The organism is Streptomyces sp. NPDC085927 (genome assembly GCF_044540975.1).
GTDB classification, from domain to species: Bacteria; Actinomycetota; Actinomycetes; order Streptomycetales; family Streptomycetaceae; genus Streptomyces; species Streptomyces hirsutus.
Map to the genome: position 1 here is coordinate 251,426 of NZ_JBITSN010000010.1, position 18,679 is coordinate 270,104.

Here is an 18,679-nt window from a genome sequence, read left to right on the forward strand (position 1 = left end):
ATCGGGAACGGGCGCCCGGCGCGGCCGGACGGTGTCCTAGCTTCGGCCCCCTGCCCACTCCGGGCACATCACCGCACCGTCTCCCTCGAGGTGAAATCCGATGACCGCAGAGTCCCTGTCCCCGCCCGAGGCCGCCGAGGAGACCGAGCCGACGCCCCTGCGGATGCGGCGCGTCCTGGGCTCCTTCGCGTCCGGGGTGACCGTGGTGACCGGGGTCGGCCGGGACGGTGTTCCGGCCGGTTTCGCCTGCCAGTCGTTCGCGTCCGTCTCGCTCGAACCCGCCCTGGTCCTGTTCTGCGCCGATCACCGGGGGCGCGCGTGGCCGAAGATCCGGGAGTCGGGGCGGTTCGCCGTCAACATCCTGGCCGCGGAACAGACGGATCTGTGCGGACGGTTCGGGTCCGGCAAGGGCCGCAAGTACGAGGGCCTGCACTGGGAACTCTCCCCCTGGGGAACGCCGTCGCTGCCGGACGTCCTGACCCGGGTGCACGCCGACGTGTACGACGTGCACACCGCGGGCGACCATGACGTGGTGGTGGGCCGGGTCCTCGCCCTGGAGACCGTGACCGACCGGCAGCCGATGCTCTTCTTCCGCGGCGGCTTCGGCGTGGAGAGCCCGGCGGCCGCCGCCCCGGTCCCGGACCTGTGGGGCTGGGGCGACCACTGGGGATGAGCGGTGGCCGCCGCGGCGGCGTGACCGGAGGGGGCCCCTACTGCCAGTCCCCGTACTGCCCTGCGGCGAGCAGGCGGTCCATGGTCTGCGGGGACCAGGTCTCCTCCGGTACGGTCGCCGCGCGGCGGGACGACCTGACCGGCGTCCGACGGCCGGGGAACAGCTCCAGGGACACCTGCCGGGCCGCGTCCACCACCAGCGGGGCGACCTTCTCCAGCGGGGACCAGGCGTCTCCCACCAGGGAGATCGCGGCGACGGGCCCCTCGGGACCGCGGACCGCCGTGGCGGCGCACGCGATGTCCGGGAAGCACTCGCCGCGCTCGAAGGCCAGGCCGTGCCGGCGCCGGATGCGGTTGAGTTCCTGATGCAGGGTGCCCAGGTCGGAGATGGTGCGCTGGGTCATGCGGCCGATGGAGTCGCCCGCCCTCGCCTCGACGTCCTCCGGTTCGAGCCAGGCCAGCATGGCCTTGCCGAGCGCCGTCGAATGGGCCGGGGCCCGGCCGCCGACACGTGACGGCACGGTCGTGGCGAAGCGGCCGCCGACCTTGTCGAGGTAGTACACCTCCGCTCCGTCCAGGACGGCGAGGTGGACGACCAGCCCGGTCCTGATCTGCAGGTGGTGCAGGCGGGCGGCGGCGGCCTCACGGATCCTGCTGTGTCCGCCGTCTCCCCCGCCGAGCCCGAGGGCGCGGCGCCCGAGTCCGTAGCCGAGGCCGTTGTGTTCGAGCCAGCGCAGCCGCACCAGCTGGTCGAGTATCCGGTGCGCCGTCGACCTGGGCAACTGCGTGCAGCGGGCCACCTCTTCCAGGGACAGCCGGGCCGTCCGGCCTTCGAACACGTCCATGATCAGCGTCATCCGCTCGACCATCGACGGTGGCAACTCTCGACGGACCGGCGCGTGCACGGTGGGAACAGCCTCGGCAGCCGCCATGGGAGCCTCCAGTCACAGACTGAAATGAATTCTTGTTTTCCGGAATGTAACAGCGCCCCCCGAGCTCGGAGAAGAGATGCGCACCGGCTGTTTTCGCCGCGTGCAGCCCTCTTGCCACGAGGGCCCTCGCTGTTCCATGCTCGTGCGGCCCGGCGTGCTCACCAGGGCACCGGCCGCCGCCTCGGCGACGGCCGCCCTGCACGTGTCCACGTGTCCGACGTGCCGGACACCGTCGTCGGCGCCGGCGGCCCGGGGACCGAGGCATTCCTCAGGGGCGTCGCGCCCGGGGCCCGGCGCCCCTCAGGACTCCCGCCGGTTCAGTTTGACGATCGTGTTCTTGGCCTCCTCGGCCACCTGCGGGTCGGCCACGACGTCGTAGCGTCCGGCGACGATCTGGCTGCGGGAGGTGAAGTCGCGGCGCCCGCCGGTGAGTGCGTGGCCGATGAAGCCGAAGACCGCCCCGAAGACGGCGCCGTAGGCGATGCCGCTGAGGAGGAGGGCGAGAGCGGTGTGGGAGCCGGCCGCGAAGAGGGAGAGCAGCAGACCGATGAGCAGGCCGAACCAGGCTCCCGAGCCCGCGCCGGCCAGGGCCGCGCGTCCGCGGGTGAGGCGGCCCAGCACGGTCTCGACCATCCTCAGGTCCGAGCCGATGATCGCGGTGCGCTCGACGGGAAAGCCGCTGTCGGCGAGGAAGTCGACGGCCCGCTGGGCTCCTTCGTAGCTGGGGTACGACTCGACGACGACTCGCTCGGTGGGGGGCGGGGGCGGTTCAGCGGACATCGGTACGCTCCGTGATCAAGGGTGGCTCGGACGGCACGGCGGCGGTCGGTGCGGGGAGAGCCGGGCGGCTGCCCCCCGGCTCCGTCACCGGGCGGCCTCGCTGTCGGCGGTGCCGCCGTCCACGGCACGGATGTCGAGTTCGCCGTCCACCGCGTCCACGCGGACGCTCGCGCCGGATTCCAGGGCGCCCGACAGGAGCAGGTCGGCGAGGCGGTCGTCGAGTTCGCGCTGGATGGTGCGGCGCAGCGGCCGGGCGCCGAACTCGGGCTGGTGGCCGAGATCGGCGAGCAGGTCGGCGGCGGCGTCGGTGACCTGGAGGGTGACGTCCTGGGCGTGCAGCCGGCGGCGGGTGTGCTCCAGGAGCAGGTCGACGATCTGCCGCAGCTGGCCGCGTTCGAGGCCGCGGAAGACGATGATCTCGTCGATGCGGTTGAGGAACTCGGGCCGGAAGTGCTGCTGCAGGGAGGGCATGACCGATGCGCGGACCTTGGCGTAGTCCTCGACGCCGGCGGAGAGGATGCGGTCGGCGCCGATGTTGGAGGTCATGATGACGACCGTGTTCTTGAAGTCGACGGTGCGTCCCTGGGCGTCGGTGAGGCGGCCGTCGTCCAGCAGTTGCAGCAGCACGTTGAAGACGTCCGGGTGGGCCTTTTCGACCTCGTCCAGCAGCAGCACCGCGTACGGCTGGCGGCGCACGGCCTCGGTGAGCTGGCCGGCCTCGTCGTAGCCGACGTATCCGGGTGGGGCGCCGACCAGCCGGGCGACGGTGTGGCGTTCCTGGAACTCGCTCATGTCGAAGCGGATCATGCGGTTCTCGTCGCCGAAGAGGGCGGCTGCCAGCGCGCGGGCGAGTTCGGTCTTGCCCACTCCGGTGGGGCCGAGGAAGAGGAAGCTGCCCACCGGCCGGCGGGGGTCGGCCATGCCGGCACGGGCCCGGCGCACCGCGCGGGCGACGGCGGCGACGGCCTCGTCCTGGCCCACCACCCGCTGGTGCAGGTGCCCTTCCAGACCCATGAGGCGTTCCCGCTCCTCCTGGGTGAGCTGGGCGACGGGGATGCCGGTGGTGCGGGAGACGACCTCCGCGATGTCCTCGGCCGTGACCTTCGGCTCGGCCTGTTCCTGGTCCTCGGCCTGCGCGGTCTTCAGCTCCTGCTCGGTCTGCCTGATCCGGTCGCGCAGGTCCTTGGCACGCTCGTAGTCCTCCTCGGCGACGGCCTGGTCCTTCTCCCGGCCCAGCGCGGCGATGCGGTCCTCGATGTCGCGGGTGTCGGCCGGGGTGGTCCTGGCGCGCAGCCGGACGCGGGCCGCGCCCTGGTCCATCAGGTCGATGGCCTTGTCGGGCAGGAAGCGTGAGGTGACGTAGCGGTCGGACAGTTCGGCGGCGGCGACCAGCGCCTCGTCCTGGATGCGGACCTGGTGGTGGGCCTCGTAGCGGTCGCGCAGGCCGCGCAGGATCTCCACGGTGTCGTCGACGGTGGGCTCACCGACCAGGATGGGGGCGAAGCGCCGCTCGAGGGCGGCGTCCTTCTCGATGTGCTTGCGGTACTCGTCGATGGTGGTCGCGCCGATCAGGTGCAGTTCGCCGCGGGCCAGGGCGGGCTTGAGCATGTTGCCGGCGTCCATCGCGCCCTCGCCGCCTCCCCCCGCGCCGACGACGGTGTGCAGCTCGTCCAGGAACAGCACCAGGTCGTCGCCGTGTTCGCCGACCTCGTCCAGCAGCTTCTTCAGCCGCTCCTCGAATTCGCCCCGGTACTTCGTACCGGCGACCATTCCGGCCAGGTCCAGGGAGACCAGCCGCTTGCCCTCCAGCGTGACCGGCACGTCGCCGGACACGATGCGCTGGGCGATGCCCTCGACGATGGCGGTCTTGCCCACGCCGGGGTCGCCGATCAGGACCGGGTTGTTCTTGGTGCGGCGGGAGAGGACTTCGATGGTCTGCTCGACCTCCTCGTCCCGGCCGATGACCGGGTCCAGCTTGCCCGCGCGGGCCTGTTCGGTCAGGTCACGTCCGAACTCGTCCAGGGTCGGCGTGCTGCTGCTGAGCTGCTCGCCCGCCTGCCCGGACCGAGCGGCGACCGCCTCGCCGCCGGCCTCGGCCAGGGTCCGTGCGGCCGACGACTCCGGGTTCGAGGCCAGGGCCTGCAGGATGTGCTCCGGCCCGATGTAGGAGGTGCCCAGGCGGCGGGACAGCTGGTAGGCGTCCAGCAGCGCCCGTTTCGCCGACGGCGAGAGCTCGTTCGGCCCCGGTCCCGGCGCCTCCTCCAAGGCGGCGTCGATGCCCAGGCGCCGGCCCAGCGCGTCCACGTCGACACCGGCCTCGGTGAGCATGCGCCGGGTGCTGTCCACCTCGAGCGCGGCGGCCAGCAGGTGCCGGGCGCCCAGTTCCTCACTGCCCTCCCGGGCTGCCGCCTGCTGAGCGCGTGCGACCAGTTCCCGGGCACGCTCGGACAGCAGGCTTCCGACGTCGACCTGCCGGGGCCGCCGCTGTGCGGACGGCGGCCCGCTGCCGAAGAACCGGGTGAAGACGTCGTCGAAGTCGTCGAACGGGCCACGCCCGAAACCGAATCCCGGAGTGCTCATCTCCTGCGTCCTTCCTGAGGCCTCGGCGCTGTGCCACCGCGTGCGTCCGGAGCGGGTCGTCACTACCCCGAGCGGCGGTTCCCGCTGGTCAGGCGTGCCGGGTACGGCGGGCCGGGCGCGCTGCGGCGATGGTGGGGACGACCGGCGCCACCGTCCCGGACCACAGGGCCGCCGCGCCTCGCGGGATCAGCGTCCGCACCGGCTGCCGCTCCACACCCTCCCCTCATCACCCGACCTGACGGGACCCGTTGCCAGTACCCATATGAATCAACACATACCGGACAAAGGTGCGGAGCGCAGATCCGGACAGGACCGGTACCGACCGGACCCGGGTCCGCACCGCCACCGCTCCCACCCCCGGCACGCCCTTCTCCTCCGTCACCGCCGCCCCCTGGTGCGGCTGCCGCTCACAGCTCGGTCCAGGCGAAGGCGGCCTTGTCCCCGGCCTCCCTCCGGAACGGGCGGCCGCCCACCTGTGTGGAGGTTCCGCCGGTGGAGATGCTTCAATGCGCATCCGGTTCCCGGAGCGTGCTCGAGACTGAGGCTGGAATCACTCGTACTGGGGCACCCTGGGAAGGAAAATATTGTTGTGCGGACGTGCCGCCGGTCAGCGAAGGAGATGAGGGTATGGCAGGGGTGGAGCCTACGCAGGCCCTCGGCGAACAGTCCCCGGCCGAACCTGCTGCCATGCTCACCCGGGCGCTGGAGGCCATAGGGAGCGGCGCCTACATCGTGGACGAGCAGGGCCGCGTGATCGCGGTCAACGCCCACGCCGAGCAGTTGCTGGCCTTGTCCGCAGAGGATCTCCTCGGTCGCGACGCGCACGACCTGCTGCACCGGAACTCCCACGGCCAGCGCTTGTCAAGGGCTCAATGCAGCATGCGGCAGGCTTTTCTCGCCGGGCGCACCGCCCAGGTCGAAGGGGACTACTTCGCACGCGGGGACGGCTCCCTGCTGCCCATCTCGTGGCTGATCACCCCCTATGACGTCGGTGACCACGCACTCGGCACGCTCGTCCTCTTCCGCCCCCGGCACTCGCTGGAGATCGAGCCCCAGCCGGAGGTGACGGCCGGCCCGCTGCCGGAGCTCGAACGGCTCGCGCTGCTGGCCGAGACCACCACTCAGCTGACCTCCACGCTCGATGTCGAGGAGGCGCTGCGCCGGCTGGTGACCCTGGTGGTGCCCAGGCTGGCGGACTGGGCCGTCATCGATTTGATCACCGAGCGCGACGAGGTGTGGCGCACCCTCGTCGTGCACGCGGACGGTGATGCCCTGGTGCGCCACGAGGAACTGCAGGGGCCGATGCCGCCGATCCCGGAGGGTTCCCAGATGCCCTTGTCCAGGGCCCTCCGCGGAGTCGCTTCCGCCCTGGCCGGCCCGCAGACCTACCAGGGGGCACCGGATTCCGGCATCGCGCTCGAACAGCGCGGCCTGTTCGAGGCCACCGGCATCCGCTCCGCGGCCATCGCCCCCATCCGCAGCACGCGCGAAGTGCTGGGGGCCCTCACTCTGGGCCGCGCCAAGAAGCCGGTGGACTTCACCGCCGACGATCTCCCCCTGATCGAGGACATCGCCCGCCGGGCCGGCCTCGCCCTGGACAACGCGAGTCTCTACGAGCGCCAACGCAAGGTCGCGGAGACCATGCAGAACCACCTGCTGCCCCAGATGCCGCGCGTGCCCGGGCTGCAGATGACGGTGCGCTACCTGCCCGCGCCCGATGCCTCACAGGTCGGTGGCGACTGGTACGACGCCTTCTCCTTGCCCGACGGCGCCACCGCGCTGGCAGTGGGAGACGTCGTGGGTCACGACCTGGAGGCCGCGGCCGGCATGGCGCAGCTGCGCAACATGCTCCGCGCGTACGCCTGGGCCCTGCAGGAGCCCCCCAGCGGGATCATCGGCCGGCTGGACGAGGCGCTCCTGCACATCACCGACGTCGCCATGGCCACCGTGGTCTTCGCCCGGATCGAAGAGGCGGACGACGGCCATTGGAAACTGTCCTGGACCAACGCCGGCCATCCGCCGCCCCTGCTGATCAGCCACGACGGCCTGGCCGACTACCTCACGGACGGCCACGGGATCCTCCTGGGCACCGGGACCCGCAGCCCCCGCACCGACGCCGTCGCCCTGCTGCCGCCCGGCTCCACCCTTCTGCTGTACACCGACGGGCTGATCGAAGAACCCGGCCACACCCTCGACGAGGGTCTGCACCGGCTGCGCCAGCACGCCGCCGCCCTCGCCCACCGCCCGCTGGCCTCCTTCACCGACCATCTGCTGCGCCGGGTCCGCCCCGCCGCCAACGACGACGACGTCGCCCTCCTCGCCCTGCGGACACCCGTCCGGAAGCGATCCTGACCGGCGGCTCCCCGGCGGGGTCGGTGACCGGGCGGGACCGCCGCGTCCGGGCAGGCGTCCTCGGGGCCCGGGCCCAGGACGAGAGGGCCGCCGGGGCGGCACGGATCGCGCGGCCCGTCCCGTTCAGCGTTGCGGAGGGCCGTCCGCTCCGTCGGCGGCGGGAGGCGCGTACGGCCGGTCCTCGTCCGCCGCGGAGAGCCGCGCGGTCCGCTGCGCGGGCGTGTCGGCGAAGGCGACGGTCAGCAAGTACTGCGCCGCCACGTAGGTCGCCATGACCACGAAGGGGCGTCCGCCGAAGCCCAGCCCCGCGGCGCCGAGTCCGATGAGCAGGTCCGAGCAGACGAACAGCGCACCGCCCCAGGCCGCCCTCCTCCCCCTCACGGGCGCGGCACACGCCATGGCGACCAGGGCCAGGCTGTAGGGGGCGACCGCCCACACCAGGGCCCCGAGAAGGGGCGCCAGAGCCACGTTCCCCGCGGCCCACGCCACCAGCCAGCCCACGCACCACCCTCGCCGCGCTCGCAGAAACGTGAGCGCGCCCTGCTTGGCGAAGGCGGTGATGTAGCAGACCTGAGCGCCCAGGAAGCAGGCGACACCGGCCATGAAGGCACCGGTACCCGACAGCAGCAGGGCCACATCGCCCGCGGTCGACAGGACCAGTGCGGCGAGCACGAAGGGATGGCTCCGGCCCGTGCGGCGCCACAGATACAGGGCCAGCACCGGAGCGAGCAGCGGCTTGCTGACCCACTCCAGAACCTCGTGGTGCAGAGCCACTCCGGTCAGGTTCAGCAGGACGAGCCCCGCGTACGCGATGAGCAAGGGCGGCATCGTCAGACCGCTGCCTTCGGCGACCGTCCGGGAGGACCGGGGAGCCGGCGCCGGACGATCGGGACGCGGCCCGAGTGCACCGAATGCGGCTCGTCGGCGACTGCTCCGCGCCGCATGTGATCATCCGTCATGGCCCTCATCGTGCATCCGTGTTGACCACCGGTCAACCGGTTGGAACCATGTGCGGGAGCACGACGCCGCACTCCGCCCACGCCGTCTTGCCGCCCGGGTGATGGGACTCGCAGCCCCAGGCGTCGGCGAGCGAGGCGAAGAAGAGCAGGCCCAGCCCGGACTCGCCGTCGGCCTCGGCGTCCGGCCTCGGCACGGGCGGACGACCGCCCCGCGCGTCGGTGACCTCGATCCGCAGGCCGGCGGGGGTCAGGGTGAGGGCGAGGTGTGCGCTCCCGCCCCGCGTCCGGCCCCCGGCTCGCGTTCACCCGAAGCGCATGGTCCGGGTTCGTCGCGGGCCTGGGACGCAACCGGATCTGACGTCCCGACGGGTGGGGCGACGGAGAAGCCCCGCCGCTCCGCCGCCGGCCGGTCAGCCCTGGGGTCCGGCGCCGGGCCGGTCATCACGGTGCCGGCTGCCGGGCAGCATCTCCTGCACCTTGGCCTTGAAGTCCTGCTTGATCATGGAGCCGCGGTCGCTGTCACCCTGCAGGATCGCCATGGTGGCGGCCTCGATCTGGTCCAGCTCGGCGTGCGGCGGGATCGGCGGGACGGCCAGGTCGGTGCGGAAGTCGATGACGAAGGGCCGGTCCGCGGCCAGTGCCCGGTCCCAGGCCGCTTCGATCTGCCGGGGCTTCTCCACCCGCACGCCGTCCAGCCCGATCCGTTGGGCGATCTCCGCGTAGGGCAGGTCGGGGAGGTGCTGCGATTCCTCGAACTGCGGCGCGCCGGACATCGCCCGCATCTCCCAGGTGGCCTGGTTGAGGTCTCCGTTGTTCAGCACGGCGACGATCAGCCGCGGATCGGACCACTCGTGGTGGTACTTGGCCGCGGTGACCGGCTCCATCATGCCGTTCATCTGCATCGCGCCGTCACCGACGAGGGCGATCGCCGGCCGGTCGGGATGGGCGAACTTCGCGCCGATGGCGTAGGGCACGCCCGGGCCCATCGTCGCCAGCGTGCCGGACAGGGAGCCGCGCATCCGGCCGCGCAGCCGCAGCCCGGCCGCCCGGACGGAAACGCCGTAACCGGGCCGCTGCTCGATGGGCACGTCCGGGGCGGCAGGGGCGGGCCGGCTCCCGGACCGATTCACGGCCCTGGTCACTGGGTACCCGAGATCTCCACGCGTGGGCCCGCTCCTGTACGACCCCGACGGAGGACGGTATCGCGATGACCGAGTACGAGCGTTCACGGACCATGCCGGCACAGCCCGAGCACGTCTTCGACCAGGCCGCCCATGTCGACCAGATGGAAACCTGGCTGCCGGAAGCCCTGCACGTGGACGCCGGGGAGCTACCGGCCGTCACCGTGCACGAGGACCGTACCGACGAGGACACCTCCGCCCTGTTCCGTGCCCGGCCCGACCAGATGCGGCTGGAATGGGGCACCCGCGACCAGGGCAGCTACGCGGGGTGGCTCCAGGTCGCCGGCATCGGCAGCGGGGCCAGTGAGGTGACCGTGCACCTGTCGTTCTTCGACGAGAGCCATGATCCGGGTGCGCAGGCCGTGGGCGACGCCCTGGAGACCAGTCTTCAGCGCCTGGAGGAACAGGTACGGCTGCGCGTGGACAACGCGGCCGGATGACGGACGGAGTACACACCCATGGCACGCGTCAAGCAGTACGCCGTCGCCGCCTCCGGACAGTGGACGGACGAGGAGGAGGGCCGCCGCCGACTGCCCGCCGGCGAGGTCCACGCCTGGGAGCCGGGCTTGAACCAGACCGTCTGCGGGCTGTCCCTCAGCCGCTCCCAGCTGATCCGCTTCCCGCACGTCGGCTGGCCGGACACCTTCCCGGAGTCCGGAGGCGCGGCGGACCAGGTGCGGCGCCAGTGCCCGCGCTGCGCCTCGGTCGCCGGACGCCGCGGCGGCGACGCCCGCCCACGATGGCACCGCACCAACCCCCGGCCGTGAGCGCGGCCGGCAGGGTGGTCCCTGACGGCTTCTGACGGCTTCTGACGACTGCTGGACGTGGGGCGCGGACGATCCGCCCCGTCTTCTTGGACGGACGCCGCTGGGTCGAGACCGCCGGCTCGTCCCGTGCACAGCCGTCCTGTCGCCCTGCCGTCCTGTCGTCCAGTACCCGGTCAGTCGTGTGGCCGTCCCGTACTGCCCCGGCCCCCACCGGTTAGTCCGGAGGAGCGGCAGGGCACCCGCGTCTCATCCCCGGTGGCCCGTGACGAGGAGAGACAGTGACGACCGGTCCGCTTCGCGACGACGAGCAGTACATCCTCTCCGAGATGGAACGCGTACTGCGCCGCGATCGCCGCTTCGACCGGCGCATGCGCACGCTGGAGCGGCGCCGGCGGCCGCTGTTGGTTCGCGTGGCGCGCCACCGGCCACGCCCGTGGACCGTCGCGGTGCTGCTGACGGTGTCCGTCGCCCTCATGGCGGCCGGCATCGAAACCTCGGAGCCGGCGGTGATCTGGGTCTTCGCCGCCTTCTGGCCCTTGACGCTGTACTCACTGTTCCGGCTGCTGTGCCGGTGGACGGAACCGTGAGCGTCCGGCGTCTTCTGCCTGTGAGGCGTGGGGCATCCGGCTGCATCCCTCCCTCCACACACTGAGCGGGGCCGTCTCCTGGACGGCCCCGCTCAGTGTGTGTTCCCGGGCCCGCAGGACGGACGCGGCCCCCGAGCCGGCGGCACACTCGGCGTTTCGGCCACCGCCGCCGTGCGCCTGCCCCTTTGTGCGACAAGGGTCGGTGCATCCCACATGCTCCGCCACGCCCCGATCCCGGGGCTCCGCACACGACCGAAACACAGGTGTTCGAAATGCCGGCTGGGTCGTTGAGCCCGAGAAGCCAACCGCAGCGACCCTCGAGGGGGCCACCATGACCTCGGCCGGCACACAGGAACAACCGGATCCCGGCACACCGGGATCGGACAGGGTTTCGGACACGGGTTCGGGCTCGGAATCCCTCACGGGCTCACCCGCGGGCCCGGGAGGAACACGATGACGGAGTCCATGAAGGGGGCGAAGGCCGAAGCCGGGAGGCGTCCCGTGCGGAGGTTCTTCGGTCGCGTGCGGATGGCCGAGCCCCAGGTCTCCGATGCCGAACGGGAGTTGTTCGGTGGTCCGCTGCGCTACGACATGGGCTGGTCGGAACACGAGCACGCCCAACTCGACCTGACCATGCTGTCCGCCCTGCGCTCCATGCCGAAGCTGGTCGGGGCGACCTTGCGGATGGCATGGCAGGCGAACCGGCGTGCCCTGCTCACCGTGGCGATCAGCGAGGTCGGACAGGGTGTCGCCGCGGCCGTGGGACTGCTCGCGGTCAACGCCGTCATGCACGCGCTGCTCGGCTCGGGCACGCCGGTGGAGCGGCTGCACACGATGCTCCCCGGCCTGACCATCGCCGCCGGGGCGGCCGTGGTGAACTCGGGTCTGGCCGGGTGGTCCACCGCGCGGGCCGGCCGGCTGGAGCCGCTGGTCGAGCGGATCGCCACGACCCAGTACCTGGCCGCCGCCGCGTCGGTGGAGCTGGAAGCCATCGAGGACCCGGAGTTCCGGCGGCTGATCGATGTCGCCCAGTACGGCGCCGCGTCCGCCCGCCGCATGATCGGCGCCTGCGTGGCCTCGCTGAACGGGGGCATCTCCCTGATCTCCACGGCCGGAGTGCTCACCATCCTGCACCCGGCCCTGCTGCCGATGCTGATCCTGATCGCGGCCCCACGCGGCTGGGGCGCGATGCGGGTGGCGCAGGAACGGTACGTGTCGGTGATGAGCTGGGTCGAGCACGTACGGGCCAGCCGCCTCATCGGCAACCTGCTCACCGAACGCACCGCCGCGCAGGAGGTGCGCATCCACTCCGTCGGGCCGTTCCTGCTCAGCCGCTACGAGCGCATGGCCGAAAGCGCCGAGGCCGAGCAGGAGCGGCTGGCCTCCAGCAAGGCCGTCACGGAGTGGGTGGCCGCCGCGCTGTCCGGCGTGGCCATGGCCGTCACGTACGGAATCATGTTCTGGCTGATCATGGACGGGCACATGAGCCTGGCCGTCGCCGGCACCGCGGTCATCGCCGTCCGCTCCGGCTCGGCGAGCCTGGGCGCGCTCGTGATGAACGTGAACCAGCTGCACGAGGAATCCCTCTACGTCCGCGACCACTCCCGCTTCCTGGACGAGGCGACGCGCCGGACCATCCCCGGCGGGGGCGATCCCGTTCCCGCGCGGGTACGGCAGGTCACGCTCGACCGGGTCACCTACCGCTACCCGGACCGGGCGGACCCCGCGCTGGACGAGGTGTCGCTCACGCTGCCCATGGGCTCGGTCACCGCCGTGGTCGGTGAGAACGGCTCCGGCAAGAGCACCCTGATGAAACTGCTGTCGGGCCTGTTGCTGCCGCAGGGCGGGGCCGTGCGATGGGGCGATGCCGAGGTGGCTTCTCTGGACCGCTCCCAGCTCTTCGACCGCGTCGCACTGCTCACCCAGGACTTCCAGCGCTGGCCCGTGACGGCGGCGATGAACATCCGGATCGGCCGGCCCGCCCACGAGGCCGGCCCCGACGACCTCCGGCCGTCCGTCGACTACGCGAATGCCGGACCGGTCGTCGCGAAACTCCCCGACGGCCTGCAGAGCCTGCTGGCCCGCGTGTTCCGCGGCGCCAGTGAGCTGTCCGGTGGCGAGTGGCAGAAGATCGGCCTGGCCCGCACCCACTGGCGCAGTTCCACCGCGGCGGCGGACGGCGTCCTGATCGTGGACGAACCCACCTCCGCCCTCGATCCGCAGGCCGAGATCGCCGCCTTCGACCGCATCCGCCGGCTCGCCTCCCCGGACCTGGCCGTCGTCCTGGTCACCCACCGCATGTCCGGGGTCCGGCACGCCGACCGCATCTACGTCCTGCACCAGGGCCGGCTGGCCGAACAGGGCAGTCACCAGGAGCTGATGACCGCCCGGGGCCGGTACGCCGCGATGTTCGACGCCCAGGCCGCCCAGTACGCCCCGGCACCCACCGTCCCCCACCCGGCCCCGCCCACCGTCGTGGACCCTGCCTGAAGGGGCCCTGTGGACAAACCCTTTGAATGGGCCCGCCCCATCCTCCCCTCTCCGCCCTCCACTCCTGGGAGTTCGTATGACCGTTGAGGACGTGAACGCCGAAGCGTGGACCACCTACGGCCGACGCCAGCTGAATCGTGGGTACATGCCACCCGTCCCCGAGCGACTGGAGTGGGCTCCGTGGAAAGGGGTCGGCCCCGGTACGGAGGTCCTCGGTGACATCACCGGGAAACGTGTCCTGGACATCGGCTCCGGCGCCGGGCACCACGCCGTGCACCTGGCCCGCGCACACGGCGCGCAGGTGCACGCGGTCGAACGGTCCGCCACCCAGCACCGACGGGCCACCGGCACCCACGCGGGCACGCCGGGCGTGCGGTTCGTGCACGGCGACGTGGTCGACCATCTCCGCACGGCCGAACCCTTCGATGCCGCGTATGCCATCGGAAGTCTGGCCTTCATCGACCCGCACCGCGTCCTGCCCGCGCTGCGCGACGGACTCCGCCCCGGCGCCCCGCTGGTCCTCTCCCTCATCCACACCGACCTGCACGGCCACGGCCCGTCCACGACGGTCGCGGCCCGCGAGCAGATGGTCAGGCATCGTGACCACCCGCCTCTCCCCACCCGGATGTGGGTTCTGGCACCGCGGTTGTGGGAGGACCTGCTCACGGAGTACGGCTTCCGGGTCGAGGGCATCGACCTGCTGCGGTCCTCCGACGAGGACAGCCCGGTCGTGCAGCAACTCGTCCGCGCCCGTCGTCTCCCGGTCCGGCCCGTACGCGTCTCCAGCCGGCCCCGCACCACGAGGCCGCCGGTGCCGCACGCGGCCGTCGGTGTCGGTGCCATCGTCTTCGGTGACCAGGGCGTGCTGCTCGGGCGCCACCGGCACGGCACCTTCGAGCTGCCCGGCGGGACCGTGGAGGCCGGGGAGTCCCTGGAAGCGACCGTGGTGCGTGAACTCGCCGAGGAAACCGGGCTGATCGCCCGGCCCGACGATGTCACCCTGCTGGGAACGCTGGTCGACCACGTCGGTGACGTCGTGCGGGTCACCGTCGGTGCCGTCGTCCACGCATGGCAGGGCCGGCCGGCCACGCAGCCGGACGAGAGCGTCGGCGAGTGGGCCTGGTGTCCCCTGGACCGTTTGCCCGGCGGTCTGTTCGTGTGCAGCGCCCAGATCCTCACCGCCTGGCGCCCCGACCTGCCCATCGACCACACTCCGGCGCATTTCACGCCGTACGCCTGGCGTACGGCACCGGCGACGACCGCGTTGCCGGGGCCGGCCGGCGTGGTGGCCGAGGAGTGAACGCGAGGGTGGACACGCACCGTCCACCCCCTGCCCGTCCGTTCCTCCTGGCCTCGGGCTTCCGCGAAAAGTGTTCTCCGGACGATCATGAGGTCGGGCAGTGGCAACGAGCTGCTCGGGGGTGTCATGATCACTTCGATATCGCGGCACCGGCCGTTGCGCAGGAAGGATCGTGGAATTCCACCTCGCGGTACCTGTTTTCTGGAGAGGAGTCAGCCGTGAACCAGTCCGCACCCTGGAGCGAGGCGGCGCTCGTGGCCGTGGCCTGCTGGGTGGTGAGCGTCCTGGGGTACGGCGTCCTGGCCGCCCTCGACGAGCCCCGGCTGTCCGTGGCGCCCCTCGTCGGCATGGGACTCCTCCAGTGGTTCTGGACGCGCCGCCGCTCCTGGCCGGCCGGTGTCGCGGCGGGCCTCGTGGGGGTCGCCGTGCTGTTCGCACTCGTCGACCTCCTGCGCCCCGAGCTGAGCCGGTACATCGCGGACGCGCTGGCCACGGGGACCGCGGCGACCGTTTCCGTGGTCGTGCTCACTGCGGTGGGGCGTGGAAGCGGACTCCGTCGTGGCACGGCCGCCTGACCTCCTCGCCCCGGGTTCGCACGAACGATGAACAGGGCCGGTGCCCGGGCCCCCGCTCCCCCGTCGGCGCCCACGCCCGCACTCACCACCCGGCCGGGGCCGGACGCTTCTCAGGACCGTCGGACGGGTGGTGTTACGGGGGCGGGCGGAGGTAGTTGAGGACGAGGCGGGTGAGTTCCTCGGTGAACCGGTCCCTGGGGATGGGCGGGCGGTCGAGCAGGTAGCGGACGGTGAGGTGTTCGACCGTGCGGACCAGCATCCACACGGCGGTGTCGAGGGGAGTGTCGGGGCGCAGGTCCTGGCGCCGGGTCGTCAGGTAGGCGAGGACCAGTTCGCCGATGCGCTGCTCGAAGGCGCGCAGGGTGCGTCCGTCGTCGAGGCGGGGGCCGTCCTCGACGACGGCGCGCAGCAGCGGTGGTTCGACGTCGAGCCCGTCGAGCAGCGCCGCGACGGTGGTCCGGACGATCACGGGCGCGGGTTGTGCGAACTGCCCGGACATGCGGGTGGTGACGTGCGAGACGAGTGTGTCGCTGTAGCGTTCCAGCGCCGCCAGGACGATGGCGTCCTTGTGGGGGAAGTACTGGTACAGCGAGCCGGGGCTGATGCCGGCCTCGGCCGCGATCCGGCTGGTGGACGCGCCCTCGTAGCCGTACTCGGCCAGAACCTGCCGGCCGGCCCCGATGATGTTCTCCACCATCGCCCGGGATCGTTCCTGCCGTGGCGTCCTGCGGGGCGAAACGCGAGTGGTGGGGGTGCGCCGCGTGTCCCGGGGAGACGGTGACATGGGAGTCAGAACGCGAATTGAACGCGAGTAACCGTTGCGGTCAGCATCGAGTCATGGTCGCACACGAGCTGCCGCAGCGTGATACCTCTGCCGGGCCGGGGGACGTGATGCCGCCACCGCCCACTCCCCCGCCCTCGCATCCGGCCCTGCGTCCGGCCCCGTATCCGCGGCGGTTTCGCGAGACCGAGAGTCTCAACCGGCGTCTGGGCAGACCGCTGCGGCTGCTGCTGGGGCGCCGGGGCAGGGTGGATCCGGTGCTGCTGGCGTCCATCGGCGAGCGGCTGACGGCGCGCGACGTGGTCGCGGCGGAGCTGGCGAGTGCGCTCCGGATCACCGACCCGGCACACCCGGACCGGGTGACGATGCGTCAGTTCCGGACCGCGCTCGCCGACGGGATCGACTCGGTGCCCGATCCTCCGGCGGCCCTGCGGAACTTCTTCGCCGCTGTCGACCCGGTGCCGGACTGGGTGGACTTCGACCTGGTCGACGAGGGCGGCCGGGTGGCCCGCAGGTTCGGCCGCAACTCCTCCGACGTCATGCTGCAGTTGGCGCTGATCGGCTCCTACCGGTTCGACGGGCCGCCCCGGCTGCTGGTCGAGACCGGCGGTCTGGCCGGCGGATCCGCGCTGCGCAGGATCGCCGAGACCCAGCAGTGGGCGTCCGCGGTCACCGGCCCGGGCGCGATGCGCCGCCGGGGCCGGGGCTTCGGTCTCACGGTCCATGTCCGCCTCATGCACGCCCTGGTCAACCATGAGGTGGAGAGCGGGGGTCGATGGGACGTCGCCCGGCTGGGGCTGCCGGTCAACCAGTCCGATCTGGCGGCCACCCTCGGCCTGTTCAACGCGGTTCAGCTGCTCGGCGTCCGGCTGCTCGGGGTGCGTGTCACCCGCGCCGAGTCGCGCGCGCTCATGCACCTGTGGAAGTACGTCGGCCATCTGATGGGCGTGGACGAGGACTGGCTCTGCGACCGTGAGATTCTCCAGCACCGGTTCAATTACCACCTGTTGCTCGCTCAGAGCTACGGCGGCCCGGCGGGGCCGCCCCTGGCCGAAGCCCTGGTGGAGGCCCAGGGCGCCCTGCACTTCGACCGCTTCGCCCGGGTGCGTCGCGCCTATGCGCGGGCGCGGCTGCTGAGCATGCTGCGGTACTTCCTCGGGCGGCGGGGCATGCGGGATCTGCGGCTGCCCGCGGCGCTGCCCTGGGCCGTGCCGCCCCTGCTCGTCGGCAATCTTCTGCGCTACCACGTCCTCGGCCGTACGCCGGCGGGCCGCGCGTATCTGCTGCGCCGCGGCGACCGGTTCATCGAGCGGAATCTGCGGTGGCACTTCGGCGCACAGGCCCCGGGGGTGAGGGCGGTGCATGTCGGGGCGCCGGGGAAGCGGAGTTCCGCGGGCTGACGCCGTCGTCGCGGTCCCGGGCGGACGCCGCGTTCCTCCGCCCGGCGGCGGCAGCGGTTCTCAGAACGACGTGACGACCACGCATGCCACCTCAGGGTCCTGGAGGGCCGCGCAACCCGCGTCGATCCCGTCCAGGGAGATCCGCCGGGACACGAGGCCGTCGAGGTTCAGGAGCCCGCGCAGATACAGCTCGGCGTAGTGGGCGATGTCCCGGCGAGGAGTGGCCGACCCCATGATCAGTCCTTGGATCCGCTTCTGCTGGAGAAGCAGCCGGGGCAGGGAGAGGCTCAGTTCGCCTTCGCCGCTGCCGGCCGGGCCCACCACGTACACGTCCCCGCCCGGGGCGGTCATGCGCAAGGCATGGTCCGCCGTCGCCGCCGTGCCGACGATGTCGAAGGCGTGCCGCACGCCACCGCCGTATGGGTGTCGGGGTCACGTACGGGCGGCGCGGCGGGCGGCGCGGGCCTTGGGCAGGTAGCGCAGGTGTTCGGGCAGCAGCGGGACCACCGTGCGGACGACGGTGCCCAGGCGGCGCAGTCTCCGTTCGTCCCGTGCCGTCCACACCAGGCCGAGGTGCTCGCGGACGGCCGGCGGGAGCAGGCCGGTCGTGACGAAGACGTGCAGCCGCGCCAGGGGCGGGCGCAGCACCGGCCAGATCCGGCGCAGGAACGCGCCCGCGCCGTCCGGCGGAGGGATCGGCCGCCGCGGGTCGAGCAGTTCCGCCACGACGGGCGTCCTCTCCAGCTCTTCACGGACCATCGCGTCGAAGTACGGCCAGAACTCCTCCGGGGTACCGGGCATGTCGCGCTGTCTGATGCCGAGGATGGCGCCGAGGTGGAGGTGCTCGTCGTAGAGGCGGCGTTCGTCCCGCTCGTCGAGCGGGTGGGACAGGTACCGCGCCGCTCTCAGGAAGACCGGGTAGGCGGTGGCGTGCACCCAGGCGTAGGAGGCGGGGGCGAGTGCGTGGTAGGGGCGGCCGCGGGTGTCGGTGCCGCTGATGGTCCTGTGCAGTCTGCGGAGCCTGCGGCCCTCCTCCAGGGCCTGTTCGCCGCCGTAGACCCACAGTTGCAGGGAGTCCAGTGAGCGCTCGGCCCGGCCCCAGGGGTCGGTGCGGAACACGGAGTGCTCGTCGACCCCCGCGCCGACCGCCGGGTGGGCGACCTGGAGCACCAGGGCGGCGGGCAGGGAGAGCAGGACCCGGACGTCACCGGCGGTGTCCCAGAGGAGGGAGCCGGGCGCGAACGGAACGGGCTCGGGGCAAAGGTCCGGGCCGGGTGCGGGGCCCGTGTCCGGTCCGGTCGCGTGTGCGGGGCCGTTGTTCAT

The 18,679-nt window shown here is 72.2% G+C and carries 18 protein-coding genes and 1 pseudogene; 9 read left to right on the forward strand and 10 right to left on the reverse strand.

Going from position 1 to position 18,679, the window contains the following annotated elements; genetic code table 11:
* Window positions 1-100 precede the first annotated feature (100 nt).
* The gene (locus tag ACIF80_RS25565) at window positions 101-673 is read left to right on the forward strand and encodes a flavin reductase family protein (RefSeq protein ID WP_399808784.1); all 573 of its coding nucleotides are present in this window, start codon (window positions 101-103) and stop codon (window positions 671-673) included.
* Between the two features lie 37 nt (window positions 674-710).
* Here the strand turns inward: ACIF80_RS25565 and ACIF80_RS25570 are convergent, their stop codons facing one another.
* The 4 genes from ACIF80_RS25570 to ACIF80_RS25585 form a co-directional block, all read right to left on the reverse strand.
* Entirely contained in the window at window positions 711-1,604 is an 894-nt protein-coding gene (locus ACIF80_RS25570; protein ID WP_399808787.1) for an IclR family transcriptional regulator, read from the reverse strand.
* Window positions 1,605-1,904: 300 nt separating this feature from the next.
* Window positions 1,905-2,384, reverse strand: coding sequence for a general stress protein (locus tag ACIF80_RS25575; protein ID WP_399808790.1), 480 nt, complete (start codon window positions 2,382-2,384; stop codon window positions 1,905-1,907).
* A gap of 84 nt (window positions 2,385-2,468) precedes the next feature.
* Window positions 2,469-4,964: an ATP-dependent Clp protease ATP-binding subunit gene (locus ACIF80_RS25580; RefSeq protein WP_399808793.1), complete on the reverse strand. Its 2,496-nt coding sequence runs from the start codon at window positions 4,962-4,964 to the stop codon at window positions 2,469-2,471.
* An 88-nt stretch (window positions 4,965-5,052) separates the two neighbouring features.
* Window positions 5,053-5,178 carry a hypothetical protein gene (locus ACIF80_RS25585; protein WP_399808796.1) on the reverse strand — a complete coding sequence of 42 codons (126 nt, stop codon included), beginning with the start codon at window positions 5,176-5,178 and terminating at the stop codon, window positions 5,053-5,055.
* Window positions 5,179-5,591: 413 nt separating this feature from the next.
* Here ACIF80_RS25585 and ACIF80_RS25590 point away from each other — a divergent pair, with 413 nt between their 5' ends.
* Window positions 5,592-7,316, forward strand: coding sequence for a SpoIIE family protein phosphatase (locus tag ACIF80_RS25590; protein WP_399808799.1), 1,725 nt, complete (start codon window positions 5,592-5,594; stop codon window positions 7,314-7,316).
* Window positions 7,317-7,439: 123 nt separating this feature from the next.
* Here the strand turns inward: ACIF80_RS25590 and ACIF80_RS25595 are convergent, their stop codons facing one another.
* The 3 genes and pseudogenes from ACIF80_RS25595 to ACIF80_RS25605 all read right to left on the reverse strand — a co-directional run.
* A complete protein-coding gene (locus tag ACIF80_RS25595; protein ID WP_399808802.1) occupies window positions 7,440-8,135 on the reverse strand; it encodes a lysoplasmalogenase in 696 nt (231 codons plus the stop codon).
* Window positions 8,136-8,307: 172 nt separating this feature from the next.
* On the reverse strand, window positions 8,308-8,469 hold the full coding sequence (locus ACIF80_RS25600; protein WP_399808805.1) for a hypothetical protein: 162 nt from the start codon (window positions 8,467-8,469) through the stop codon (window positions 8,308-8,310).
* Between the two features lie 216 nt (window positions 8,470-8,685).
* Window positions 8,686-9,321 (reverse strand): annotated as a pseudogene (locus ACIF80_RS25605) (thiamine pyrophosphate-dependent enzyme); the annotation flags it as partial.
* A gap of 161 nt (window positions 9,322-9,482) precedes the next feature.
* Between ACIF80_RS25605 and ACIF80_RS25610 the strand changes: the two are divergent.
* The 6 genes from ACIF80_RS25610 (at window position 9,483) to ACIF80_RS25635 (ending at window position 15,175) form a co-directional block, all read left to right on the forward strand.
* Complete coding sequence (locus ACIF80_RS25610) at window positions 9,483-9,896, forward strand: SRPBCC family protein (protein WP_399808808.1); 414 nt, start codon at window positions 9,483-9,485, stop codon at window positions 9,894-9,896.
* Window positions 9,897-9,914: 18 nt separating this feature from the next.
* Window positions 9,915-10,223: a hypothetical protein gene (locus ACIF80_RS25615; RefSeq protein ID WP_399808811.1), complete on the forward strand. Its 309-nt coding sequence runs from the start codon at window positions 9,915-9,917 to the stop codon at window positions 10,221-10,223.
* 278 nt (window positions 10,224-10,501) lie between these two features.
* A complete protein-coding gene (locus tag ACIF80_RS25620) occupies window positions 10,502-10,810 on the forward strand; it encodes a DUF3040 domain-containing protein (RefSeq protein WP_399808814.1) in 309 nt (102 codons plus the stop codon).
* Between the two features lie 453 nt (window positions 10,811-11,263).
* The gene (locus ACIF80_RS25625; protein WP_399808817.1) at window positions 11,264-13,300 is read left to right on the forward strand and encodes an ATP-binding cassette domain-containing protein; all 2,037 of its coding nucleotides are present in this window, start codon (window positions 11,264-11,266) and stop codon (window positions 13,298-13,300) included.
* Window positions 13,301-13,376: 76 nt separating this feature from the next.
* Window positions 13,377-14,600 carry a bifunctional class I SAM-dependent methyltransferase/NUDIX hydrolase gene (locus tag ACIF80_RS25630; protein ID WP_399808820.1) on the forward strand — a complete coding sequence of 408 codons (1,224 nt, stop codon included), beginning with the start codon at window positions 13,377-13,379 and terminating at the stop codon, window positions 14,598-14,600.
* Between the two features lie 218 nt (window positions 14,601-14,818).
* Window positions 14,819-15,175 carry a hypothetical protein gene (locus tag ACIF80_RS25635; RefSeq protein ID WP_399808822.1) on the forward strand — a complete coding sequence of 119 codons (357 nt, stop codon included), beginning with the start codon at window positions 14,819-14,821 and terminating at the stop codon, window positions 15,173-15,175.
* 133 nt (window positions 15,176-15,308) lie between these two features.
* On the opposite strand, the gene ACIF80_RS25640 is transcribed toward ACIF80_RS25635, so the two are convergent.
* The gene (locus ACIF80_RS25640) at window positions 15,309-15,872 is read right to left on the reverse strand and encodes a TetR/AcrR family transcriptional regulator (RefSeq protein WP_399808825.1); all 564 of its coding nucleotides are present in this window, start codon (window positions 15,870-15,872) and stop codon (window positions 15,309-15,311) included.
* A gap of 140 nt (window positions 15,873-16,012) precedes the next feature.
* Between ACIF80_RS25640 and ACIF80_RS25645 the strand changes: the two genes are divergently transcribed.
* Window positions 16,013-17,356, forward strand: coding sequence for an oxygenase MpaB family protein (locus ACIF80_RS25645; RefSeq protein WP_399808828.1), 1,344 nt, complete (start codon window positions 16,013-16,015; stop codon window positions 17,354-17,356).
* Window positions 17,357-17,416: 60 nt separating this feature from the next.
* Here the strand turns inward: ACIF80_RS25645 and ACIF80_RS25650 are convergent, their stop codons facing one another.
* Both ACIF80_RS25650 and ACIF80_RS25655 read right to left on the reverse strand, forming a co-directional pair.
* Window positions 17,417-17,764 (reverse strand): zinc-binding dehydrogenase, encoded by a 348-nt coding sequence (locus ACIF80_RS25650; protein ID WP_399808829.1) that lies wholly within the window; start codon window positions 17,762-17,764, stop codon window positions 17,417-17,419.
* Window positions 17,765-17,788: 24 nt separating this feature from the next.
* Complete coding sequence (locus tag ACIF80_RS25655; RefSeq protein ID WP_399808831.1) at window positions 17,789-18,679, reverse strand: oxygenase MpaB family protein; 891 nt, start codon at window positions 18,677-18,679, stop codon at window positions 17,789-17,791.